General features: G+C 76.1%; 20 protein-coding genes. 7 read left to right on the top strand and 13 right to left on the bottom strand.

All coding sequences use genetic code 11. From position 1 onward, the window contains the following. The first annotated feature begins 20 nt into the window (after positions 1-20). The 4 genes from ACI8AR_RS16065 (at position 21) to ACI8AR_RS16050 (ending at position 3,541) form a co-directional block, all read left to right on the top strand. Positions 21-620 (top strand): Jag family protein, encoded by a 600-nt coding sequence (locus ACI8AR_RS16065; RefSeq protein WP_457051915.1) that lies wholly within the window; start codon positions 21-23, stop codon positions 618-620. Continuing rightward, positions 617-1,273 carry a 16S rRNA (guanine(527)-N(7))-methyltransferase RsmG gene (gene rsmG / locus ACI8AR_RS16060; protein ID WP_457051914.1) on the top strand — a complete coding sequence of 219 codons (657 nt, stop codon included), beginning with the start codon at positions 617-619 and terminating at the stop codon, positions 1,271-1,273. The genes ACI8AR_RS16065 and rsmG overlap by 4 nt, the downstream gene beginning before the upstream one ends. A gap of 91 nt (positions 1,274-1,364) precedes the next feature. Then, positions 1,365-2,477 carry a ParA family protein gene (locus ACI8AR_RS16055; RefSeq protein ID WP_457051913.1) on the top strand — a complete coding sequence of 371 codons (1,113 nt, stop codon included), beginning with the start codon at positions 1,365-1,367 and terminating at the stop codon, positions 2,475-2,477. Beyond that, on the top strand, positions 2,474-3,541 hold the full coding sequence (locus ACI8AR_RS16050) for a ParB/RepB/Spo0J family partition protein (protein ID WP_457051912.1): 1,068 nt from the start codon (positions 2,474-2,476) through the stop codon (positions 3,539-3,541). Before ACI8AR_RS16055 ends, ACI8AR_RS16050 begins: the two co-directional genes overlap by 4 nt. A 64-nt stretch (positions 3,542-3,605) precedes the next feature. Here ACI8AR_RS16050 and ACI8AR_RS16045 read toward each other — a convergent pair whose 3' ends face one another. The 9 genes from ACI8AR_RS16045 to ACI8AR_RS16005 form a co-directional block, all read right to left on the bottom strand. Continuing rightward, positions 3,606-4,607: a D-alanine--D-alanine ligase family protein gene (locus ACI8AR_RS16045; protein WP_457051911.1), complete on the bottom strand. Its 1,002-nt coding sequence runs from the start codon at positions 4,605-4,607 to the stop codon at positions 3,606-3,608. Position 4,608: 1 nt separating this feature from the next. Then, positions 4,609-6,009 carry an aminotransferase-like domain-containing protein gene (locus ACI8AR_RS16040; RefSeq protein ID WP_457051910.1) on the bottom strand — a complete coding sequence of 467 codons (1,401 nt, stop codon included), beginning with the start codon at positions 6,007-6,009 and terminating at the stop codon, positions 4,609-4,611. A 91-nt stretch (positions 6,010-6,100) separates the two neighbouring features. Further along, positions 6,101-7,243, bottom strand: coding sequence for an N-acetylmuramoyl-L-alanine amidase (locus ACI8AR_RS16035; RefSeq protein WP_457051909.1), 1,143 nt, complete (start codon positions 7,241-7,243; stop codon positions 6,101-6,103). 127 nt (positions 7,244-7,370) lie between these two features. After that, the gene (gene trxA, locus ACI8AR_RS16030; protein WP_387988625.1) at positions 7,371-7,697 is read right to left on the bottom strand and encodes a thioredoxin; all 327 of its coding nucleotides are present in this window, start codon (positions 7,695-7,697) and stop codon (positions 7,371-7,373) included. 203 nt (positions 7,698-7,900) lie between these two features. Next, on the bottom strand, positions 7,901-8,854 hold the full coding sequence (gene trxB, locus ACI8AR_RS16025) for a thioredoxin-disulfide reductase (protein WP_456937201.1): 954 nt from the start codon (positions 8,852-8,854) through the stop codon (positions 7,901-7,903). A 117-nt stretch (positions 8,855-8,971) separates the two neighbouring features. Then, positions 8,972-10,588: a hypothetical protein gene (locus ACI8AR_RS16020; RefSeq protein WP_457051908.1), complete on the bottom strand. Its 1,617-nt coding sequence runs from the start codon at positions 10,586-10,588 to the stop codon at positions 8,972-8,974. Between the two features lie 79 nt (positions 10,589-10,667). Continuing rightward, on the bottom strand, positions 10,668-12,806 hold the full coding sequence (murJ, locus tag ACI8AR_RS16015) for a murein biosynthesis integral membrane protein MurJ (RefSeq protein WP_457051907.1): 2,139 nt from the start codon (positions 12,804-12,806) through the stop codon (positions 10,668-10,670). Then, positions 12,803-15,055, bottom strand: a complete 2,253-nt coding sequence (locus ACI8AR_RS16010) for a DUF6049 family protein (protein ID WP_457051906.1) — start codon at positions 15,053-15,055, stop codon at positions 12,803-12,805. The genes murJ and ACI8AR_RS16010 overlap by 4 nt, the downstream gene beginning before the upstream one ends. 67 nt (positions 15,056-15,122) lie before the next feature. Then, entirely contained in the window at positions 15,123-15,599 is a 477-nt protein-coding gene (locus ACI8AR_RS16005) for an NUDIX hydrolase (RefSeq protein WP_387988621.1), read from the bottom strand. 42 nt (positions 15,600-15,641) lie between these two features. On the opposite strand from ACI8AR_RS16005, the gene ACI8AR_RS16000 reads away from it, so the two are divergent. Next, positions 15,642-17,126, top strand: a complete 1,485-nt coding sequence (locus ACI8AR_RS16000; protein ID WP_457051905.1) for a CCA tRNA nucleotidyltransferase — start codon at positions 15,642-15,644, stop codon at positions 17,124-17,126. A 123-nt stretch (positions 17,127-17,249) separates the two neighbouring features. Beyond that, positions 17,250-18,263: a matrixin family metalloprotease gene (locus tag ACI8AR_RS15995; protein ID WP_457051904.1), complete on the top strand. Its 1,014-nt coding sequence runs from the start codon at positions 17,250-17,252 to the stop codon at positions 18,261-18,263. Here ACI8AR_RS15995 and ACI8AR_RS15990 read toward each other — a convergent pair. Continuing rightward, positions 18,260-19,546, bottom strand: coding sequence for an MFS transporter (locus ACI8AR_RS15990; protein WP_457051903.1), 1,287 nt, complete (start codon positions 19,544-19,546; stop codon positions 18,260-18,262). The two genes, ACI8AR_RS15995 and ACI8AR_RS15990, sit on opposite strands and share 4 nt — an antisense overlap. A gap of 138 nt (positions 19,547-19,684) precedes the next feature. Here ACI8AR_RS15990 and ACI8AR_RS15985 point away from each other — a divergent pair, with 138 nt between their 5' ends. Further along, the gene (locus ACI8AR_RS15985; RefSeq protein WP_457051902.1) at positions 19,685-20,269 is read left to right on the top strand and encodes a YqgE/AlgH family protein; all 585 of its coding nucleotides are present in this window, start codon (positions 19,685-19,687) and stop codon (positions 20,267-20,269) included. A gap of 130 nt (positions 20,270-20,399) precedes the next feature. On the opposite strand, the gene ACI8AR_RS15980 is transcribed toward ACI8AR_RS15985, so the two are convergent. The 3 genes from ACI8AR_RS15980 to ACI8AR_RS15970 all read right to left on the bottom strand — a co-directional run bounded on the left by ACI8AR_RS15980 (position 20,400) and on the right by ACI8AR_RS15970 (position 23,152). Beyond that, positions 20,400-21,158, bottom strand: a complete 759-nt coding sequence (locus tag ACI8AR_RS15980; protein ID WP_457051901.1) for a hypothetical protein — start codon at positions 21,156-21,158, stop codon at positions 20,400-20,402. Between the two features lie 181 nt (positions 21,159-21,339). Beyond that, entirely contained in the window at positions 21,340-22,419 is a 1,080-nt protein-coding gene (locus ACI8AR_RS15975) for an inositol-3-phosphate synthase (RefSeq protein ID WP_457051900.1), read from the bottom strand. A gap of 136 nt (positions 22,420-22,555) precedes the next feature. Then, positions 22,556-23,152: a PadR family transcriptional regulator gene (locus ACI8AR_RS15970; protein WP_456937192.1), complete on the bottom strand. Its 597-nt coding sequence runs from the start codon at positions 23,150-23,152 to the stop codon at positions 22,556-22,558. Positions 23,153-23,258 lie beyond the last annotated feature (106 nt).

Here is a 23,258-nt window from a genome sequence, read left to right as displayed (position 1 = left end):
CACCGACTGGAGGTACCTCCGTGAGCGTCCCGAACCACACCGCACCGGCCGAGACCCCCGACCTCCCCGACGCCGACGACGACAGCACCGACGCCGTCCTCGAGCCCACCGACGAGGTCGCGCCCGCCCCCTCGGGGAACGGCCGCGCCGCCACCGGCACCGACCTGCTCGTCCGCGAGGGCGACGTCGCCGGGGACTACCTCGAGCGGCTGCTCGACATCCTCGACGTCGACGGCGACATCGACCTCGACGTGGAGGGCGACCGGGCCTCGGTCGCCATCGTCGGCGGGGACCTCGACGACCTCGTCGGCTCCGACGGCTCCGTCCTGGAGGCGCTGCAGGAGCTCACCCGGCTGGCCGTCGCGCAGGCCACCGGCGTCCGCAGCCGGCTGATGCTCGACATCGGCGGCTACCGGGCCCGGCGGCGCGCGGACCTCACCTCCAAGGCCGCCGAGGCCGCCCGCCGGGTCGCCGGCACCGGGCAGCCCGAGCGGCTGGCGCCGATGAACCCCTTCGAGCGCAAGGTCGTCCACGACGTCATCGCCGGTGTCAGCGGGGTGCGCAGCGAGTCCGAGGGCGAGGAGCCCAACCGCCGCGTCGTGGTCCTGCCGGAGCGGTGATCGGCACTCCCGTCCCGTCCGCCCCACCCGCCCCGGAGGTCGCCGCCGCCGTCTTCGGGGCGGGGCTGCCCGGCGCCGAGCGCTACGTCGCCCGGCTCGCCTCCGACGGCGTCACCCGCGGGCTGATCGGCCCGCGGGAGGTCCCGCGGCTGTGGGAGCGGCACGTGCTCAACAGCGCGGCCGTCGCCGAGGCCGTGCCCGAGGGGGCCCGGGTGGTCGACGTCGGCAGCGGCGCCGGCCTCCCCGGGATCCCGCTCGCGCTGGCCCGGCCGGACCTGCGGATGACCCTGGTGGAGCCCATGGCCCGCCGGGTCGAGTTCCTCGAGGAGGTCGTCGCCGAGCTCGGCGCCCCGTGGCGGGTGGTCCGCGGCCGCGCCGAGGAGCGCTCGGTGGCGACCACGGTCGGCCCGGTCGACGTCGTCACCGCCCGGGCGGTCGCCGCGCTGCCCCGGCTGGTCGGCTGGAGCCGCGGCCTGCTGCGGCCGGGCGCCCAGCTGGTGGCCCTCGTCGGCGCCCGCGCGGTGGAGGAGCTGCCCGCGCTGCTGCCCGAGCTGGAGGCCGCGGGCATGCGCGACGTCCACGTCCGGGCTGTCGGCGCGGAGCTGGGGGACGCTGCCACTACCGTGGTGGTGATGACGCGGGGCCGACGGTGAGGCCCCGCGGGACGACGACGGCGTTCCACGTGGAACGCGTCCAGGTACCCGTCCCGTTCCACGTGAAACGGGTCGGCAGGGAGGACCCGCGATGACCGACCCGGGCCAGCGGCTGCGCAGCAGCCTCGCGGCCGACTCGGCGGCCCACTCCGGCGGGGACTTCGACAGTCCCATCGCGATGGAGGCGCTGCGGGCCACCCGGGTGCTGCACGCCGCCGACCAGGAGCCGTTCCCCGCACCCGGACGCATCCGGGTCATCACCGTCGCCAACCAGAAGGGCGGCGTCGGGAAGACCACCTCGACGGTCAACCTGGGCGTGGCGCTGGCGCTCTACGGCCTGCGGGCGCTGGTCATCGACCTCGACCCGCAGGGCAACTCCAGCACCGCCCTCGGCGTGGAGCACACGGTGGGGACGCCGTCGATCTACGACGCCCTCGTCGGGGACAGCTCGCTGGCCGACGTCGTCCACCCGACGACGGCGAGCCCGAACCTGCGCTGCGTCCCGGCGACGATCGACCTGGCCGGCGCGGAGATCGAGCTGGTCTCCGTCGTCGCCCGCGAGTACCGGCTGCGCCGGGCGATCGAGGGGTACATCCACGGCCTGCCCGAGGACCAGCGGCCGCACTACGTCCTCATCGACTGCCCGCCGTCGTTGGGCCTGCTGACGCTCAACGCGCTCGTGGCCGGCGACGAGGTGCTCATCCCGATCCAGTGCGAGTACTACGCGCTGGAGGGCCTGGGCCAGCTGCTCAACAACATCGAGCTGGTGCGCGCGCACCTCAACCCGGGGATCGCCGTCCGCACCATCCTGCTGACGATGTACGACGGCCGGACCAAGCTCGCCGACCAGGTCGCGGAGGAGGTCCGCAGCCACTTCGGGGACCTGGTGCTGGCGACGGTCATCCCGCGCAACGTCCGGGTGTCCGAGGCGCCGGGGTACGGGCAGTCGGTGCTCACCTACGACCCGGGCTCGCGGGGCTCGACCAGCTACGTGGAGGCCGCGCGCGAGCTCGCCGAGCGCGGTGTCGGCCTGGAGCCGATCGACGTCCGGCCGATGGGCCCCCCGCCGCCGCCTCCCGCGCCGGCGACCGCGCCCATGCCCGCCGTCCGGCCGGGCGCCGCGCGGCCCGCCGACCCGGCGTTCGCCGGCACCGACGCCGCCGTCCTGCCCGTTCCCAGCTCCGTCGACGAGGAGACCCGATGAGCAAGCGTGGCGGCCTCGGCCGGGGTCTCGCGGCGCTGATCCCCACCGCCCCGCCGGTCGAGCAGCCGACGCTGCCCGAGACCGACGGCCCGGCTCCCGCCGCCTCCGAGGCGGGCGGGACGCCCGGGGCGGGTGGGGCGCCGGCACCGGTCACCCTCCTGCCACCGGCGGCGCAGGCGGCCGCCACCGTCGCCGCGCAGGCCGCGTCGTCTCCCGGCACGGCGGCCGTCGGCGTCCCCGGCGCGCAGCTGCGCGAGGTCGCCGTCGGCGACGTCGCCCCCAACCCGCGCCAGCCGCGGCAGGTCTTCGACGACGAGGCGCTCGAGGAGCTCACCCACTCGGTGCGCGAGTTCGGCCTGCTGCAGCCGATCGTCGTGCGCGAGCGCACCGACGGTGACGACGGGGCGCCCTACGAGCTCATCATGGGCGAGCGCCGGCTGCGGGCCGCCCGGGCAGCCGAGCTGGAGACGGTGCCGGCGATCGTCCGGGACACCGAGGACGACGCCCTCCTCCGCGACGCGCTGCTGGAGAACATCCACCGCGTCCAGCTCAACCCCCTGGAGGAGGCGGCGGCCTACCAGCAGCTGCTCGAGGAGTTCGGCGCCACCCACGAGGAGCTGGCGCAGCGGATCGGCCGCAGCCGCTCGCAGGTCACCAACACCATCCGGCTGCTCAAGCTGCCGGTGAAGGTGCAGACCCGGGTCGCCGCCGGCGTCATCTCCGCCGGGCACGCGCGGGCGCTGCTGGGCCTCGACGACGCCGAGGCGCAGGAGGCCCTGGCCGCCCGGATCGTCGCCGAGGGGCTGTCGGTGCGGGCCACCGAGGAGGCGGTCGCGCTCGCCGTGGCCGAGCAGCCGGCCTCCCGCCGCCGCGCCCGCCGGATCAGCGCGCCCGGCGTGGAGGACCTCGCCGGCCGGCTCTCCGACGTCTTCGAGACGAAGGTGAAGATCCAGATCGGCCGGGCCAAGGGCCGCATCGTCGTCGAGTTCGGCTCGGTGGACGACCTGCAGCGCATCATCGGCCAGATGGCGCCGGACCTGACCGGCCGTCGCGAGGAGCAGTAGGACCCACAGACACGAGAGAGGCCGGTTTCCGTCACCGACGGAAACCGGCCTCTGTCGCGTCGGTTCAGCGGGCGCTGCGGGCCCGGCGGGTGAGCAGCCCGGACAGGACCTCGCCGAGATCGTGCCCGGCGGCCTCGACCGCCATGGGGAACATCGAGGTCTCGGTCAGCCCCGGGGAGACGTTCACCTCGAGGAAGTGCACCTCGCCGTCGGGCGAGACGATCGCGTCGGTGCGGGACAGGTCCGCGAGGCCCAGCGCCCGGTGCACCCGCACCGCGACGTCGGCGGCGCGGGCCGCGACCTCGGCGGACACGCGGGCCGGCGCGTGGTACTCGGTGAGCCCGGGCGTGTAGCGGGCGGTGTAGTCGAAGACGCCGGACTCCGGGACGATCTCCACCGCGGGCAGCGCCTGCGGCCCCTCCCCCAGGTCGACGACCGACAGGGCGAGCTCCACGCCGTCGACGAACCGCTCGACGAGCACGGTGTCGCCGTAGGCGAAGCAGCTGACCATCGCCGCGGGCAGGTCCTCGACGCGCGTGACCTTCTGCGCGCCCAGCGCCGAGCCGCCCGAGGCCGGCTTGACCATCAGCGGCAGCCCGAGCCGGGCGACGATGAGGTCGAGGACGGCGCCGGCACCCAGCTCGCGGAAGGTGCTGTGCGGCAGCGCCACCCAGTCCGGCGTCGTCACCCCGGCCGTGCGCACGACCGACTTGGCGGCGGGCTTGTCCCAGGCCAGCCGGCAGGCCGCGGCCGGGGAGCCGACGTAGGGGACGCCGGCCAGGTCGAGGACCGCGCGCAGGGCGCCGTCCTCGCCGGTGGCGCCGTGCAGGGCGATGAACACCGCGTCGGCGGGGGCGGCGGCCAGACCGGGCAGCAGCTCGGCATCGGCGTCGCGCAGCTCGGCGTCGACACCGACGCGGGCCAGCTCCTCCACCACCTGGGTGCCCGAGGACAGGCTGACCTCGCGCTCGAAGGTCAGGCCCCCGGCCAGGACGACGGCGCGCAGCGGGGTCTCTTCGACCTCGGGGGCGGCCGGTGCGGCGGGGTCGGTCACGGGTTCGGTCACGTCAGTCCTCGATCCGGTCGCTGCTGGCGGGGCCGACGATGGTCTCGGCGGTGCTGCCGGTCCGGCCGACGGCGCGGAAGGTGCCGGTGTCGACGGCGTCGAAGGTCGAGTGCAGGTCCAGCTCGGCCTCGATCACCCGGGCCAGCCGGCGCACGCCCTCCCGGATCTGGTCCGGCTCGGGGTAGCAGTAGGACAGCCGCATGTACTCGCGGCCCGACCCGTCGGCGTAGAAGCCGATGCCCGGGACGTAGGCCACGTGCGCGCCCACCGCCCGCGGCTGCATGAGCTTGGCGTCCAGGCCGTTCGGGAGCTTCAGCCACACGTAGAAGCCGCCGTCGGGCCGGGTCCAGGTGGTGCCGGGGGGCATCAGGGCGTCGAGCGACTCCAGGGTGGCGTCGCGCCGCTCCCGGTACAGCTCGGTGAACAGCTTGATCTGCTCGCGCCAGGGCTGGGTGTCCAGGTAGCGGGCGACGGCGTACTGGGTGAGCGAGGGCGGGCAGAGCACCTGCGCCTCGGTGGCCAGCACCAGCTTCTCCCGGACGGCGAGCGGCGCGAGCACCCAGCCCACCCGCAGGCCCGGGGAGAAGGTCTTGGAGAACGAGCCGAGGTAGATGACCCGCTGCGCGTTGCGGGCCCGCAGCCCGCGCATCGGCTCGTGGTCGAAGCCGAGCAGGCCGTAGGGGTTGTCCTCGATGACCAGCAGGTCGTACCGGTCGGCGATGTCGATGATCGCCTGGCGGCGCGGCTCCGACAGCGTCACGCCGGCCGGGTTGTGGAAGTTGGGCACCGTGTAGAGGAACTTGACCCGGTCGCCGTTGGCCCGGCACTCGAGCAGCGCCTGCTCCAGCGCCTCCGGGACCAGCCCGTCGTCGTCCATGGCGACGTGCTCCACCCGCGCCTCGGCGGCCTGGAAGACCCCGAGCGCGCCGACGTAGGACGGGCCCTCGGCGAGGATGACGTCGCCCGGGTCGCAGAAGACGCGGGTCACCAGGTCCAGGGCCTGCTGCGAGCCGACGGTCACCACGACGTCGCTGGGCGAGGCGTCGGTGATGCCCTCGAGGGCCATGACGTCGCAGATGCGCTCGCGCAGCCGCGGGTCGCCCTGGCCGGAGCCGTACTGCAGGGTCTGCGCGCCCATGCCGCTGACCAGCTCGCCGATCATCGAGCCGACGGCGTCCAGCGGCAGCGCGGTGACGGCGGGCATGCCGCCGGCCAGCGAGACCACCTCGGGCCGGCTGACGACGGAGAAGAGTGCGCGGATCTCCGAGCTCTTCATGCCGTGCGTGCGGGCTGCGTACCGGTCGGCCAGCGGGTCCAGCCGCGGGTGGCGGGGCACCACGTGCCCGTGCTGCTGCGGCGGTGTGCGGTGCGGCTGGCCGTGCGACGGCGGGAGAGGGGCCACGGACCGAGTGTAGGGAGGCCGCCGCGCGCGCCCGTCCGACACGGCGACTGAGACGGACCCGTCACACCTGGGGCGCCAGGCGCCCCAGCCGTCACACCTTCTGCGGGAGGACGAACGTGCCGGTGGGCGGGTCGGCCTCCGCGGGCAGGAACAGCCGCTGGACGGCGGCCAGCACCGCCGAGGCCACGGTGCCGCGGAGCCGGGCGTCGAGCAGCAGCAGCCGGTCGACCGGGTGCGACAGGTAGCCGACGTCGAGCCGGACGGCGGGCATCCGGGTCATCCGCAGCAGGTCCCAGGTCTTGGGGTGCCCGCCCAGGTCGAGCATGCCGGTGCGGGCCACCACCTCGCGGCGGGCCAGGTCGGCGAAGCGCTCCCCCACCGTCGACGACGTCCCCGAGCCGGTGCCGTAGTAGTAGCTGGCCACCCCGCGGGCGTGCGGCGAGTCGTAGGCGTCCAGGTGCAGGGAGATGAACAGGTCGGCGCGGGCGTCGTTGGCGAACGCGGTCCGCTCGGCCGGCAACGGGTTCTGCTCGCGGCCGCGGGTGAGGTAGACCGTGGCGCCGGCCGCGGCCAGCCGCCCCTCGATCCGGCTGGCGAGGTCGAGCACGAGGTCGGCCTCGGTGGTCTCGCCGGCGGCGAAGCCGGTGTCGGCGCCGCCGTGCCCGGGGTCGACGACGATGCGCCGGCCGATCAGGTGCGGCCCGCTCTCGACGAACTCGGCGCTCTGCCGCAGCAGCTGGGGGCGCCCGCCGGTCACCTTGCGGCCGAGCTGGCGCAGCGCCCGCAGGGTGGCGGGCCCGCAGGTGCCGTCGGCGGTCAGCCCGTAGTCGCGCTGGAAGGCCCGCAGGCCGGACTCGGTCTCGCGGCCGAAGATGCCGTCGGCGCGGCCGGCGTCGTAGCCGAGCTCGAGCAGCCGCTCCTGCAGGTTGGTGACGTCGTCGCCGCGCACGGGCCGCTCGGGGTCGTGGTGCAGCAGCCGGTCGCCCAGCGACCAGCGCGCCTCCGACAGCGCCCGCCAGGTCTCCTCGCCGACCCGGCCGTCCACCGACAGCCCGCGGACCTGCTGGAAGTGGCGGACGGCGAGCGCGGTGGCCTCGTCGTAGACGCCGTCGGCGGGCCCGGCGCTGTCGGTGGGCTGGAGCAGGCCCAGGCTGCGCAGCGCGGCCTGTACGTCTGCGACGGCGGCTCCGTGGCTGCCCGGACCCAGCGGCTGCATGTCGCTCTCGCTACCCATCGTGCCCACGATTGTCGCCTCCGCGACGCCTCCCGGCCCAGCCGGGGGTCCCGCCCGGCAACGGCGAGGGCCCGCCTGGGACGTTCCCCAGACGGGCCCTCGGGAGCCGTGTGTCGGAGCCTGCGACTCAGATGTAGTCGGCGAGGTCCGAGAGGATCGCGCCCTTCGGCTTGGCGCCGATGATGCTCTTGACCGGCTTGCCGCCCTGGAACACCGTCATCGTCGGGATCGACATGACCTGGTAGTCGCGGGCGATCTGCGGGTTCTCGTCGATGTTGAGCTTGGCGATCGTCAGCTTCTCGCCGTGCTCCTTGGCGATCTCCTCGAGCACCGGGGCGACCATCTTGCACGGCCCGCACCACTCGGCCCAGAAGTCGACGAGGACGGGCTTGTCACTGCCCAGCACCTCGTTGGCGAAGGTCGCGTCGGTCACCGTCACGGTGTTGCCTGCCATGGTCGTTCTCCTCTGTCGCGGTCGAGGTCTGTCGGCCTCCGCGGGGAGTAACCCGCGGAGGGGGTGCGGTATGCCCGGGGCGGTGACGTGCGGGAACGGCCCCCTCGCAGGGTCCGGCCGCGAGCCAGGTGACGTGCTGGAACGGCCCCCTCGCAGGGTCCCGCCGCGAGCCTGCGAGCGGTGGGGGGCGAGGGGGTCCTTCATCAGCGCTCGTCGAAGGTCTCGGCCAGCCAGCGCTCGGCGTCGATGGCCGCCGCGGCGCCGGTGCCGGCCGAGGTGATCGCCTGGCGGTAGACGTGGTCGACGACGTCACCGCAGGCGAAGACGCCGTCGATGTTGGTGCGGGTGGAGGGGTGCTCCACCTGGATGTAGCCCTCGTCGTCGAGCTTGAGCTGCCCGGCGAACAGCTCGCTGCGCGGGTCGTGGCCGATGGCCACGAACACGCCGCTGACCGGGAGCTCCTCGGTGCTGCCGGTGACGACGTCGGTCAGCTGCACGCCGGAGACGGTCCGGTCACCGAGCACGTCGGTGACCTGCTTGCCCAGCGCCCAGCGGATCTTCTCGTTGTCCTGCGCGCGCTTCTGCATGATCTTCGAGGCGCGCAGCTCCTCGCGGCGGTGGACGACGGTCACCGTCTTGGCGAAGCGGGTGAGGAAGGTGGCCTCCTCCATCGCCGAGTCGCCGCCGCCGACCACGACGATGTCCTGGTCGCGGAAGAAGAAGCCGTCACAGGTGGCACAGGCGGAGACGCCGTGGCCGAGCAGGCGCTGCTCGTTGTCGAGGCCCAGGTACCGGTACTTGGAGCCGGTGGCGACGATGACCGCGTGCGCGAGGGTCACCTCGTCGCCGACCTTGACCACCTTCGGTGTGGCGGTGAGGTCGACCTCGGTGACGTCGCGGGCGACCAGCTCGGCGCCGAAGCGCTCGGCCTGCTGGCGCATGTCCATCATCAGCTGCGGGCCCTGGATGCCCTCGGCGAAGCCGGGGAAGTTCTCCACCTCGGTGGTGGTCATCAGGGCGCCGCCGAACTGGGAGCCCTCGAAGACCAGCGGGTGGAGGTTGGCCCGGGCGGCGTAGACAGCCGCCGTGTAACCGGCGGGACCCGATCCGATGATGACCAGGTCACGGACGCCGTCGTGCTCCGCGGGCGGGATCACGGGCGACTGGACCTCCGTGGTCGTCGCGGGGCCAGGGGTGGGCTGGGGGTCGATCACGCGTGGCACAACGCCGCATCGTAGGGCGGGATTCCCGTGATCAGGGCGCTGACGTGCAGGTCACTCCCCCGCGGCGGGGGTGACGGCGACCTCGGCCAGGTCGCCGGCGAAGCCGTCCCCGGCGGGGACCAGGCCGGTCACCCACACCAGGACGTACTGCGCGGTCACCGGCTCGTCGAAGGCGAGGTCGGTGGTCCCGTCGACGCTGCCGGAGGTGGCCACGGCGAAGGAGTCGAGGTCGCCGTCGGGGGCCTCGCCGGTGCGGACCTCGACGTTGATCCCCGGGGTGGTCGTGGTCAGCGTGACGCCGCCGATCGCCTGGGCCGAGCCGAGGTCGTAGACGACGCCGACGCCGGGCTTGAGGTTGCCGAAGTCCGCCGAGCCCCGGTAGGTCAGCGTGGACCAGGTGGTGGCCGGGTCGCCGTCGTGGGTGGCCGGCACCTCGTCGGTGTTCTCCGGCTCGCCGTCGCCGAAGGGGTCGAAGACGGTGGCGTCGCGGATCGTCAGGGGCGTGCCGGCCTCCGGTGCGGGGGCGGCGCTGTCCTCGGCGGGCGCGCTGCTGGACGGGACCACCGGCGTGCCGGGCCGCTCGTCGACGTTCGTGGCGACCGAGAGCAGGTTGGTGCCCACCCACCAGGCGAGCAGCACGACGACGACCAGGGCGGCCAGCAGCAGGCCGGCGACCAGGAACCGGCGGCGGCCGGGCGAGCCCCCGGCGTCGTCCCCGTCCTCCTCGTCGACCGGCTCGCCGACGGCGTCGACGTCGTGGGGGTCCTCGGCGGGCACCGGCGGGAGGGCGCGGGCGGGCCCGAGCGGCACCGGCGGCAGGGTGTCCGGGTCGAGCCGCTGGGGTCCCCCGGCGTCCTGTGCCGCCACGGTGGGGGCCTGCTCGGCGTCGCGGTGCTCGCGCAGGCGCCGCAGCCAGCCGCTGTCGCTCTCGTCGCGGCCGCGGACCGGCACGGCCGAGGACCGCGGGCGATCGGCGAGCAGCGCGGCCATCGCCGCGGCGCTGGCCAGCCGGGCGCCGGGCTCGGTGGAGCGGACGCGGCGGACGAGCGCAGCGAGGTCGGGCTGGGCGATGACCGGGGCGGCGGCGGGGACGCCGTCGGGTCCGGGGACGCCGGCCTGCCGGCCGGTGAGGCAGTACTCGAGCAGCGCGCCGAGGGCGGCGATGTCCTCCTGGACGGTGCCCGTGGCGGCGGGGACGGCGCGCAGGCCGACCAGCCCGTTGGGCCGCAGGACGACGGTCTCGGGGCTCAGGCCGCCGACGGCCAGGCCCACCCGGTGCGCCTCGGCGACGCCCTCGGCCAGCCGGCGCAGGACGGTCCGGGCCTCCCGTTCGCCCATCGGCCCGGACCGCAGCCGCTCGGCGAGGGTCTGCCCCTCGATCCACTCGTTGACGACGTAGGCCACGCCGGTCTCGCCGCCGCTGCCCTCCGAGGCGTCGTAGACCATCGCCAGCGCGGGGGTGGCCAGGCCGCCGGCGGTGAGGGCGCGGGCGATCCAGGCGCGCGCCGGGGGGCCGCCGGGGACGTGCACGCGGATGGCGACGTCGCGGTTGAGGATGCGGTCCTTGGCGCGCCAGCAGTGGATGACGCCGGTCGAGGTGCGTTCCTCGGGGCCGACCTCGTCCAGCGGTCGGTACCGGTCGGGGAGGCCGGTGATCGTCGCCGTCATGGACGTGTCCGACCCCCTGTCCGCTCCCCCCGGCTGCGCGCTGCCCCGGGGACGCCGTCCGTGCCCGCCGGTCCGCGGCTCACCCGCGGCCCAGCCGCGCGCGGACGGCGGCGAGGGGTTCCCGGAGCTCCGGGACGCGGGCGAGCACGAAGCCGGCGAGGGCCGTGACGCCGACGACCACGGTACCGATCAACAGGGTGCCGAGCGAGCCCGTCAGCGACGTGCCGAACGCGTCGTGGGTCACCCGGACCACGACCCACCCGGCGCCGGCGGCCACCGCCGCGGCGAGCACCATCCGCAGCACCGGGCCGAGCGCGCCGCCCCGCGCCACGCCCGGCTCGGCGCCGAGCTGCCGGCGCAGCGCGAGGTGCCCGAGCACCCAGCCGGCGAGGTAGGTGAGGCTGGTGGCCAGCATCAGCCCGGCGACGACGTGCTCGGGCTCGACCAGCGCCGGGACCAGCAGCAGCAGCGGCACGCGGACGAGGACCATGCCGACCTGGATCAGCGTCGGCGTCCGGGCGTCCTTCATGGCGTAGAAGACGCGCAGCTGCAGGAGCGTGACGGCCATGGGCAGCAGCCCGAACGCGCCGACGGCGAGGGCCGCGCCGATGCCCTGCGCCTCGTCGACGGAGGTGTTGCCGCGGGCGAAGGCGACGGCGCCGAGCGCCGGGCCGACGACGGTGAGCGCGGCGGCCACCGGCAGCAGCCCGAGCGCGGACAGCCGCGTGCCGAGGGAGAGGTCCTGGACGACGCCGGGGACGTCGTTCCGCGCGGCGGCGCGGCTCATCCGCGGCACGAGGGCGGTGAGCAGCGCGACGCCGATGATCCCGTAGGGCATCTGGAACAGCAGGCTGGCGTAGGCGAACGCGCTCGAGCCCAACCCGCCGTCGCGGGCGGCCGCGTTGGCCACGCGGGTGGCCACCACGACGCCGACCTGGCTGACCGCCACGTACAGGACCACCCACAGGCCCAGCCCGCCGACCTCGCGCAGCCCGGTCTGGCGCAGGCTCCACCGGGGCCGCAGCGGCACGCCGGCCCGGTGCAGCAGCGGCACCAGCACCAGCGCCTGGACGGCGATGCCGAGCAGGGTGCCGCCGCCGAGCAGCCACACCTGGCCGGGGGTGATCGTCTGCGGCTCGAGGTCGCCGGGCCCGCCGGCCATCAGGAACAGCACGCCGGTGGCGATGACGACGACGTTGTTGAGCACCGGCGCCCACGCCGGCGGCCCGAAGACCCCGCGCGAGTTGAGGATCGCCTGCGCCAGCGCGCCGACGCCGTAGAAGACGATCTCCACCAGCAGGATCCGGGCCAGCCAGTTGGCCAGCCGTACCTGTTCGGGGTCGTCCTCGATGCCGTACAGCGCCGTCAGCGCCGGTGCGATGACGACGGCGACCACGGTGACCACCAGGAGCCCGGCGATCGCCACCGTGGACAGCCGCTGCGCGTAGGCGACGCCGCCGTCGCGGTCGCGCTCCTGCGCGTGCACCAGCAGCGGCACGATCACCGAGGTGAGGACGCCGCCGAGCAGCAGCTCGTAGACGATGTTGGGCAGCGTGTTGGCGGTGTTGTAGGCGTCGTTGACCAGCCCGACGCCCAGCGCGGCGGCCAGCACGACCGTGCGCAGCAGGCCGGTGATCCGGGAGACCAGCGTGGCCACCGCCATGGTCCCGGCGGCGCGCAGGAGGCCGCGGCTGCCGCCGGGGGCGCCCTCCCGCTGCTGCGCCTCCTCCTCGGTCTCGCCCTCGGGCCGCGGGACCGGGGGCAGGTGCAGGATCGGGATGACCTGCGTCTCGTCGGCCGGGATGAAGCGGCGCCGCACCGGCGGGGGCACCGGCGGCAGCGGCCGGGGAGCGGGCCGGACGGCCGCGGGCGGGAGCGCCTCGGCCCCGGGGACCGCCGGGCGCCGTCCGTCGGCCCGCGCCCCCGGCTGGTCCCCGGTGCTGGGCGCCCCGGGCGGCCGGGGCCGGGCCGGCGGCACCGGGGGCATGGCGCGGCGGGCCGCCGGGGTGCCCGGCAGGCCCGAGCCCGGCGGCGGGGCGACCGGGTAGGGCGGCGGGGGCAGCGGCCGGGACCGGTCGCGCTCCGGCGCGGGTCCCGCCGCCTCCGGGGACGCCGCCGCGGGAGGCGGGGAGGACACGGGCGGGGGCACCGGCGGCAGCGGGCGCGCCCCCGGCTCCCGGGCCGGTGCGTCCTCGTCGCTGCGGGGGTGGCCGGTCACACCGGGCTCCGGCTGGGCGGGAAGGCGGCCCCGGCGCCGTCGGGCAGTTCCTCCTCGGGCCGCCCGCGGCGGCGGAGGAAGAGGACCCCGCGGCGCAGGAACAGCAGCCCGAGCAGGACGGCGGCGCCGATGGTGATCGACAGCGAGATCGTCCCGTAGGCGGTGCTGCGGACCTGGATCGCGACGTCGTCGCCCAGCGGGCCGCCGGCGGGGGTGGTGAGGCTGGCGGTGACGGCGAAGCGACCGGACTGGCGCACCTCGGTCGGGACCTCCAGCGTCGTGCGCTGCTCGGGCGCGAGCTCCTGCGCGTCGAGCTCGCCGATGGTCAGGCCGACCTTGTCGCGGGTGCGCGCCTCCACCAGCACCCGCACCGCGAAGGGCAGGTCGTTCTGCACGGTGAGCACCAGCGGCGCGTCGCTGGAGGCCAGGCTGTAGGTGCCGTCGGCGGGGGCGACCAGCGTCACCCGCTCGCGCAGCCCGGCCAGGGTGTCGCGCACGTCCCCGGCGGCGGTCGTGAAGCCGGACGGGTCGTCCCGCCAGGCCACCGAGGCGGCCCGGGCCAGCGCGGCGTCGTACCCGGCGAGGACGGTGGCGGGCTCCTCGACGACGGCGCCGGCGAGGTCGTCGCGCAGCGCGGTCGCGGCGACCAGCCCGGCCACGCCGGCGGGGTCGAGCACCGCCGCGCCGGCCTGGTCCACCGGCGTGCCGGCGTCGGCGACCGGGCCCGCGGACAGGTCGGTCAGCGACGCCGGGCGCAGCCCGGGCAGTGCGGTGTCGGTGATCATCGCGGCGACCGTCTCGGGGTCGGGGTCGACGTCGCGCGGCGGGGCGACCAGGACGCTCTGGCCCGCCGGGGTGGCGGGCGTCTGCTGCGAGACCAGCACCAGCTCGGCGACGTAGCGCTGCTCGGCCACCCGCGGGCCGCCCTCGGCGGTGTCGGCCGTGCCGACGACGGAGGACAGCCCCGCGTCGGCCACCAGGGCCTCGACCGGGCCGTCCGTGCCGGGCACCGTGGTCCGCGCGGCCGCGCCGCCGCCGGGGATGCCGAGCGCCGCGTCGCCGTCGCTCAGCGCGCTGGAGGCGACCACCACCTGCTCGACGCCGCCCTCCCGGAGGGTCGCGAGGGTGTCCGGCCGCAGTGCCCCGCCGGCCGCCCAGGTCAGGTCGGTGCGCGGGGTGACCCCGAGGACGTCGGCCAGCAGCGCGGCCCCGGCCGGCCCGGGCGAGGCGCCGGAGACCACGCCCCCGCCCTCCGGGGTGTCGCCCTCCGCCCCGGGTGCGGCGCCGGGCAGCGCGCGGGTGAGCGCGGCCTCCAGGCCCGCGGCCTGCAGCGCGTCGGCGTCGACGTCGCCGTAGGGCAGGGCGAGCACCGGGTGGTCGGCGGCCACGGCGCGCAGCCGCTCCAGCCACGCAGCGGCGGCCTCGGTGCCGGTGCCGGCGTCCTCCTCGCCGCCGACGTCGTAGGGGCCCTCGGCCATGACCGAGAGCTCCTCGACCAGGGCGGGGTCCACGGCGAGGGTCACCGGGGCCAGGGACGTGGCCGCGGGCGGGACCGCGGCAGGGAGCCGCTCGACGGCGGAGAGCGCGCGGTCGAGCCGGCCGCCGTCGGAGACCGCCTCGGCCAGGCCGTCGTCGACGAACCGGCCGGAGGCGTCGCGGTGGCTGCGCTCGGCCAGCGGCCACAGCCAGGCGACGGCGGTGGCGGTGGCCGGCGGCGCGCTCTGCTGCACCACGTGGGTGCGGACCTCGCCCACCCGGCTCGGCTCGCCGTCGGCGGTGGTGCCGTTGACGTTGACCAGCACGGGGTAGACGCCGTCGCGGTCCAGCGCCAGGTCGGCGGTGGTGACGGTGACGGTGAACGGCGCGGAGTCGCCGGGGGCGAGCGGGCCGGGCAGCGGCTGGAACGGCGTGGTGAACGCGGTGGCCGGGTCGGGGTCGGCGTCGGCGGCGAGCAGGTCGGCGCGGGTGGTGACGGCCAGGCCGCGCTGCAGCCGCACGCCGAGGTCGGTGATCGTCTCGGTGCCGTCGTTGGTGAGCGTGCCGGCCAGGGTGATCGTGCCGCCGGGGGCGACCGTGCGCGGGTCGAGCCGGGTGAGGTCGACGGTGACCGGCCGCTCGGGATCGGTCGCGGGCGCGGCCGGCGGTGCCGGGGTCGCCGGGGCCGCGGCGGCGGGAGCCGCGTCCGGGACGAGCGCGGGGGCGGCGGCGAGCGGCAGGGCCAGCAGGGCCGCCGTCAGGACGCGGGTCACCGTCCTCCCGCGCCGGCCGGCCCCGGACCGGGGGGTGCTGTGCCGAGGATGGACGTCGCGGTCCGGGTCACGCACTGTCGGCGAGCAGCGCGGGCGCCCGCTCGACCAGCGCCCGCTCGTCGGCGTAGGCCAGCCGGTCGGACAACTCGTCGAGGGGGACCCAGGCGACCTCGGTCACCTCGACGTCGGCGTCGGACAGGGCGCCTCCGATGGCGCGCAGCAGGAAGTGGTGCACGGTCTTGTGCACGCGGCGGCCCTCGGCGACGAACCAGAAGTCGATGATCCCGAGCGGGGCGAGCACCTCGCCGATGATCCCGGTCTCCTCGGCGACCTCCCGGACGGCGGTGTCCTCGGGGGTCTCGCCCTCCTCGATGTGGCCCTTGGGCAGCGACCACAGCAGCCGGCCGCGGCGGTCGGTGCGGCCGATCAGCGCGGCGCGCGGGCCGGAGATGCCGTCGTCGGCGACCACGAGGCCCCCGGCGGAGGTCTCGTCGACCCGCCGCAGGCGGCGGCCGGGACGCCCGCGTCCGCCGGTGCCTGCCATGCCAGGAGGGTAGCGCGAGCCGCCGCACTACCCTGGCTCGTCGTGTCCGAGGAGCGGAAGAGTCGTCCGGCCGCCGTGGACGTCCCCTCGGCGGTGCAGCAGACCGTGCGCGAGCTGGTCGAGGTCTCGCCCGTGCTGGTGGAGCTGGGGGAACGCTTCGCCGCGGCCGGGTTCGAGGCCCACCTCGTGGGCGGGTCGGTGCGCGACGCCCTGCTGGCCGCCGGCAGCGGCGCGCCGACGCCGCCCGGCGACCTCGACGTCACCACCGACGCCCGGCCCGAGGAGGTGCTCCGGCTGCTGCGCGGCTGGGCGGGTTCCACGTGGAACCAGGGCATCGCCTTCGGCACCGTGGGCGCCGAGGTGCGCGGCACCCGGCTGGAGATCACCACCTTCCGCGCCGACCGCTACGACCGCGAGTCCCGCAACCCCGAGGTGGCGTGGGGCGAGTCGCTGGTCGACGACCTGGCCCGCCGCGACTTCACGGTCAACGCGATGGCGGTGTCCCTCGGCCCCGACCGCACGGTGACCGACCCGTTCGGCGGCCTCGGCGACCTGCTCGCCCGCCGGCTGCGCACCCCGGGCGCGGCGGCGGACTCCTTCGCCGACGACCCGCTGCGGATGCTGCGCGCGGTGCGCTTCGTCGCCCAGCTCGGGCTCACCCCGGACGACGACGTGGTCCGCGCGATGACCGACATGTCCGGGGAGCTGGCGCGGATCACCCCGGAGCGGGTGCAGGCGGAGCTGTCCAAGACGCTGCTGCAGGACGCCCCCCGGGCGGCGCTGGAACTCCTCGTCTCCACCGGCCTGGCCGACGTCGTGCTGCCCGAGCTGCCGGCGCTGCGGATGGAGATCGACGAGCACCACCAGCACAAGGACGTCTACTCCCACTCGCTGACCGTGCTCGACCAGGCGATCGCGCTGGAGAAGGCCGACCCGGACGCGGAGTCGCCGGACCTGGTGCTGCGGCTGGCGGCGCTGCTGCACGACGTCGGCAAGCCCGCCACCCGCCGGCACGAGCCGCGCGGCCGGGTCTCCTTCCACCACCACGAGGTGGTCGGCGCGAAGCTGGTGCGCAAGCGGCTGACCGCGCTCCGCTATCCCAAGGACGTCGTCGAGGCGGTCGCCCGGCTGACCTTCCTGCACCTGCGGTTCCACGGCTACGGCCGCGGCGAGTGGACCGACTCCGCGGTGCGCCGCTACGTCACCGACGCCGGCGACCTGCTCTCCCGGCTGCACAAGCTGGTCCGCTCGGACTGCACCACCCGCAACCGGCGCCGGGCCGCCGCGCTCTCGGCCACCTACGACTCGCTCGAGCGGCGGATCGCCGAGCTGTCGGCGGCCGAGGACCTCGCGCGGGTGCGGCCCGACCTCGACGGCAACGCGATCATGGAGATCCTGGGCATCCCGCCGGGCCGCGAGGTCGGCGAGGCGTGGACGTACCTCAAGGACCTCCGCCTGGAGCGCGGCCCGCTCGGGCCCGACGAGGCCGAGGCCGAGCTGCGCGCCTGGTGGGCCGCCCGCTCCTGACTCCCCCGGACGGGTGGCCGCGCCGCCCGCGCCCCTCCCCGCGCCCCGCGTCCGCCGGTAGGACGGACGGCCGGACCGCGAACGGGGGCACGGGTGCACGGGGGAACGCAGGACGGGCGCGCTGTGCGCGCGCCGTGGCCCTCGGAGGGGCCCGCGGAGCGGCCGTCGGGCCCCTGGCCGCCGCCCCTGCCGCCCCCGCCGGGCATCCCGTCCTCGCCCACCGGCCGCGTGCCGCGGTGGGTGCTGGACGAGGCGGCCGGCCGTCCCGCCGACCCGGTGCCGTGGCGCGCCTGGGAGGGTGGCCCGCCGCCCCCGCGCCGCCGCTCCCCCGCCGTCCGCGGCGTGCTGGCCGTCGTCCTGGTGCTCGCGCTGAGCCTCGGCGCGGCGGTGCTCGCCGGCCCGCGCCCGTGGCCCTGGGAGTCCTCCTCCGGCTCCGCCGGCGCCGGGAGCCCCGCGGCCCCGGCGGCGGACCGGCCCACGCCCGGCCACGAGGCCGCGGACCTGCCGCTCGGCGCGCCGCCGCCGGCACCGGCCGGCGGCACCTTCGCCTTCGTCGAGCACCAGGCCGACGGCGTCACGCCGGTCGCCTACGACCCGTGCCGCCCGGTGCACTGGGTCATGCGGCCCGACGGCGCGCCGCCGGGCGCCGCGGGGCTGGTCGAGGAGGCGCTGACCCGGCTGTCGGCCGCCACCGGCCTGCGGTTCGTCCCCGACGGCACCACCGACGAGGGGTACACCGACGACCGGGCGGTGTTCCAGCCCGACCGCTACGGCGACCGCTGGGCGCCGGTCCTGGTCAGCTGGGCCACCCCGGAGGAGGTGCCCGGCCTCGGGGGCACGGTGGCGGGCCTGGGCGGCAGCCAGGCGGCCGCCGCGGCCGGCGGGCCGTGGGTGTTCGTCACCGGCGCGGTGACCATCGACGCCGGCTGGGCCGCCGGCGCCGCGGGATCCCCCGAGGGCCGGGCCGCGCTGCGCGCCGTCCTCATGCACGAGTTCGGGCACGTGCTGGGCCTGGACCACGTCGACGACCCGGCCGAGCTGATGGCCCCGCGCAACGACGGCCAGGTGGACTTCGGCCCCGGCGACCTCGCGGGCCTGGCACGGCTGGGCCGCGGCGCCTGCGAGCCGGGCCTCTAGACCCGCACCGGCGCCGCGCTGCGCCGCAGGAACGCGACGGCGGTCAGCCCGTACACGGCGCCGACGGCGAGCAGCACCGGCACCGACACCCCCGAGGCCGGCAGCACCAGCGCCCCGGCCACGAGCGCGGCGACGTAGGTGACGTTGACCAGGGTGTCGTACACGGAGAACACCCGCCCGCGGACGTCGTCGGCGAGCACCTCCTGCAGCGTGGTGTCGACGCACACCTTCACGCCCTGGGCGACGAAGCCGAGCACGAACCCGCCGGCCACGATCCCCGGCGGCGCGAAGGTCAGCCCGAGCAGCGGCTGCAGCACCCCGCCGGCGGCCAGCAGCAGCGCCGTCCACCGGCGGCGGCCCAGCCGGCGCACCGCGGCCGGGGTGACCAGCGCCGCGAGCAGCGTGCCCACCGCCCCGGCGCCCACCACCTGCCCCAGGCCGACCAGCCCACCCGGGAACAGCGGCCCCGACCCCTCCGCCAGCGGGCCGCGGTACAGCAGCAGCGAGATCAACGTCAGCACGCCGTAGCAGACCCGGTGCCCGGAGATCGCCAGCAGCGCCGCCGTCGCCGGTGGGTGCGCGAGCACGTCCCGGACGCCGTCGGCCATGCCGCGCAGCACCTGCCGGGCCGTGAACCGGGCCGCGCGGGTGGCGCGGTCGGGACCGAGGTGGGCCCGGCCGAAGCCCGCGACGACCGCCGCGGCCGCGAGGTAGGGCAGCGCCGCGGACAGCGTCACGGCCGCGTAGCCGGCGTCCCCCGCCGGCGCCAGCTGCAGCAGGCCGACCGCGGCCGCCCCGCCGACGACGGTCGCCACCGCCCCCGAGGTCGTCGACAGCGCGTTCGCCGTCACCAGCACGCCGGCGTCGGCGGTGTGCGGGAGGCCGGCCGACAGCGCCGACAGCACGAACCGGGTGACCGAGAAGACGGCGAGCCCGGCGACGGCGAGCGGCAGGCCGCCGGCCCCGGTCACCACGAGGGCCGCGACGACGGCGACCAGGCCCGCGCGCAGCACGTCGGCGTGCACCAGCACCTGCCGGCGGCTCCACCGGTCCAGCCAGACGCCGGCGAAGGGGCCGAGCACCGAGTACGGCATCAGCAGCACCGCGAACCCGGCCGCGACGGCGAGCGGGTCGGTGGCCCGCTGCGGGTTGAACAGCACGCTCCCGGCGAGCGAGGCCTGGAAGACGCCGTCGCCGAACTGGGCCAGGAGCCGGGTGGCCAGCAGCCGGCGGAAGTCCTCCCGGCCGAGCAGGAGCCGCACGGTCGGAGCGGCCCGCGTCACCGGCTCACCCTACGGTGCGCTCCCGCCCTCCCCCGGGCCCCGGACTGTTGCACACTGGACGGGATGTCTCCGGTGCCCTCACCCGAACCCGAGTCCGGCCCGCCCATCCGGCGGGCCACGGGCCGACGCCGTGCGCCGGTGCCGCGGCTGTCCACCGGCACCCTCGACGACGTCGTCCCCGGCTCGCTGCTCGTGGCCATGCCCGGGCTCACCGACCCGAACTTCGCCGGCACCGTCGTCTACGTGCTCGACCACAACGACAGCGGCACGCTCGGCGTCGTCCTCGGCCGGCCCAGCCAGGTCGAGATCCGCGACGTGCTGCCCGGCTGGTGCGACCTCGCCGTCGAGCCGGGCGTCTTCCACGTCGGCGGCCCGTGCGAGACCGACACCGCGCTGTGCCTGGCCAGCGGCCCCGGCGCGGCCGGTGAGGGCGAGGGGCTGCGGCGGGTGGCCGGCGACGTCTACCTCGTCGACCTCGACGCCGACCCCGGCTCCCTGGAGAGCGGCCTGTCCGGCCTGCGGGTGTTCGCCGGCTACGCGGGCTGGTCGCCCGGCCAGCTGGCCGCCGAGGTCGCGGAGGGCGCCTGGGCGTGCGTGCCCGGCACCCCGGGCGACGTGCTCAGCGAGCTGTCCGGACCGCAGCTGTGGCGCGCGGTCCTCGCCCGGCAGACCGGCCGCCTGGCGGTGCTGTCCACGGCACCGGCCGACCCCTCCGCGAACTGACACGCCGCGGGAGGACGGTCCGGGGCGCGCACCCCGACGCCGTCTGGTAGGAATGACCCCGGAGGGGGCGGTCTGGGGAAGAGGCCGCCCCCTCTTCCCATGTCCGGGCCCGGGTGAAGCCGCCCCCGGTTCAGATGCCGACCGCCGCCGCGACCTCCGGGTGCGCCGCCGCGTCCACCGTCTGCCCGTCCTCCGGCAGGGCGATCGTCCGCGGCCCGTGGTCCGACAGCGTCACCGTGACCTCGGTGTCCTGACCGGGCAGCGGGGTCACGTACTGCAGCAGCAGGCCGGTGGCGTCGTCCACGGTGACCGTCCAGCCGGCCTCCCCCGCGTAGACCGTGGCCAGCCGGCGGTCGACCGAGCGCTGCCCCTCCCAGGTGTGCTCCCCGCCGAGGAAGGCGGCGGCGTCGTCGGCCTCGGGGGCGCCCAGGTTGAGCACCACGGCCACGAGGACGTCGGTCAGCGGCACCGCGTCGGGCCCGGTCGCGAGCGCGCGGCTGACGAACGGGACGTCGGGCCGGCCGGCGGCGGCGAGCGCGTCCGGGAGCCCCGGGACGTCGCCGAACCAGATCCGGTCGCGGGTGAAGAACAGCGTGCGGGTGTCGTCGGGGCGCCCGTCGCCGTAGGTGGTCACCGCCTGCGCCCGGCCGGCGGAGCCGGCGAGGTCGACCTCGCCGCTGAGGCGCAGCAGGCCGCCGTCGCCGAAGGACGCGGCGACCTCGACGTCGGCGCCGCCCTCCTCCGAGTCCTGCGCCAGCAGGCCGGCGAGCACCTCGGCCTCCTCGGCGGTCACCGGGTCGCCGGGCTGCCGGTCGGCGGGGTCGTCCGAGCACCCGGCCAGCAGGACCGCCAGCAGGACCAGCGCGATCGCGAGCAGGCGGCGCGGCATGGCGGTCAGCGTAGGCAGCCCGGCGGCACCGGTCCCCCGACAGGCCGCAGGCCCGCCCCCCGGGTCGGGGGACGGGCCTGGTGACGTGATGGAACGGCCTACCTGCAGGGTCCCGCCCCGAGCTGGGGGTACCTCCCGCTTGCGGGGGACAGCGAGGGGTGGGGGGCAGGTAGGTCCTTCCTCAGCGCTCCACCTCGCCGCGGATGAAGGCCTCCACGGCGTCGCGGGCCTCGCTGTCGCTGTACTGCACCGGCGGGGACTTCATGAAGTACGACGACGCCGACAGGATCGGGCCGCCGATCCCGCGGTCCTTGGCGATCTTCGCCGCGCGGACGGCGTCGATGATGATGCCGGCCGAGTTCGGGGAGTCCCAGACCTCGAGCTTGTACTCCAGGTTCAGCGGGACGTCGCCGAACGCGCGGCCCTCGAGGCGGACGTAGGCCCACTTGCGGTCGCTCAGCCACGGCACGTGGTCCGACGGGCCGATGTGCACGTTGTCGGTGCCCATGTCGCGGTCGACCTGGCTGGTGACGGCCTGGGTCTTGGAGATCTTCTTGGACTCCAGGCGCTCGCGCTCGAGCATGTTCTTGAAGTCCATGTTGCCGCCGACGTTGAGCTGCATCGTGCGGTCGAGCTGCACGCCGCGGTCCTCGAACAGCTTGGCCAGCACCCGGTGGGTGATGGTCGCGCCGACCTGGCTCTTGATGTCGTCGCCGACGATCGGGACGCCGGCGGCGGTGAACTTGTCCGCCCACTCCTTGGTCCCGGCGATGAACACCGGCAGGGCGTTGACGAACGCGACGCCGGCGTCGAGGGCGGCCTGCGCGTAGAACTCGGCGGCCCGCTGCGAGCCGACCGGCAGGTAGCAGACGAGGACGTCGGCGCCGGACTCCCGAAGCGCCGCGACGACGTCGACCGGCTGCTCGTCGGACTCCTCGATGGTGGCCCGGTAGTACTTGCCCAGGCCGTCGAGGGTGGTGCCGCGCTGCACGGTGACGCCCAGCGGCGGGACGTCGGTGATCTTGATGGTGTTGTTCTCGCTGGCGACGATGGCCTCGGAGAGGTCACGGCCGACCTTCTTGGCGTCGACGTCGAACGCCGCGACGAACTGCACGTCCGAGACGTGGTACTCGCCGAAGCGGACGTGCATGAGGCCCGGGACCGAGGTGGTCTCGTCGGCGTCGCGGTAGTAGTGCACCCCCTGAACCAGCGAGGCGGCGCAGTTGCCGACGCCCACGATGGCGACCTTGACAGCTCCCATGGGTTTCCCTTCTCCCTGGACCGGGTGGTCCGTGTCGCGGGACCGTTCCGGTCCTGGCGGTGGCTGCCGGTCGAGCAGGACAGCCGTGGTGCCTGTTGTGCGGTGTCGGTGGGGTGCGGCCCGCCCGGGGGCGACCTCACCCCTCGCTGGGCGGCGGGCGCTCACCGCCGGGCCCCGGCTCGGGCCGGCGCCGCTCGCTGTCGATGAGCTCCGACAGCCAGCGCACCTCCCGGTCGACCGAGTCCAGGCCGTGGCGCTGCAGTTCCAGCGTGTAGCGGTCGAGCCGTTCGCGGGTCCGCGCCAGTGAGGACCGCAGGCCGTCCCGCTGCCGTTCGACCGTGCGGCGGCGCCCCTCGAGGATGCGCAGCCGCACGTCGGCGGCGGTGTGCCGGAAGAAGGCGAGGTGGACGCCGAAGAGCCTGCCGTCGTCGTACGCCTCGGGGCCGGCCTGGCTGACCAGCTCCGCGAAGCGCTCCTTGCCCTCCGCGGTGATCGTGTAGACCACCTTCCCGCGCCGGCCGGTGAGCGGCGGTGCGTCGGCCGGGAGCGGCGCGCGCCGGTCGGACTCGTCGGTGCTGACGAGCCCGGCAGCGTGCAACCGCTTCAGTGCGGGATACAGCGAGCCGTAGGAGATGCTGCGCAGGCCCCCCAGCACCTCCGCGAGCCGTTTCCGCAGCTCGTAGCCGTGCATCGGGGACTGCTGCAGCAGTCCGAGGATGGCGAACTCGAGCATCTCGCCCCCCGTCGGCCCCTGCCGTTCGATGTATCGAGACGATACATCGGGAGGTGAACCGATGGGCAACCCGAGACCCCTCCCCGATCGGGCAGGGCGCGCACGC

It is taken from the genome of Geodermatophilus sp. SYSU D01036 (genome assembly GCF_054050435.1).
Note: the sequence above shows the minus strand (reverse complement) of the source record. Positions and strands in the feature narration are given on the sequence as shown.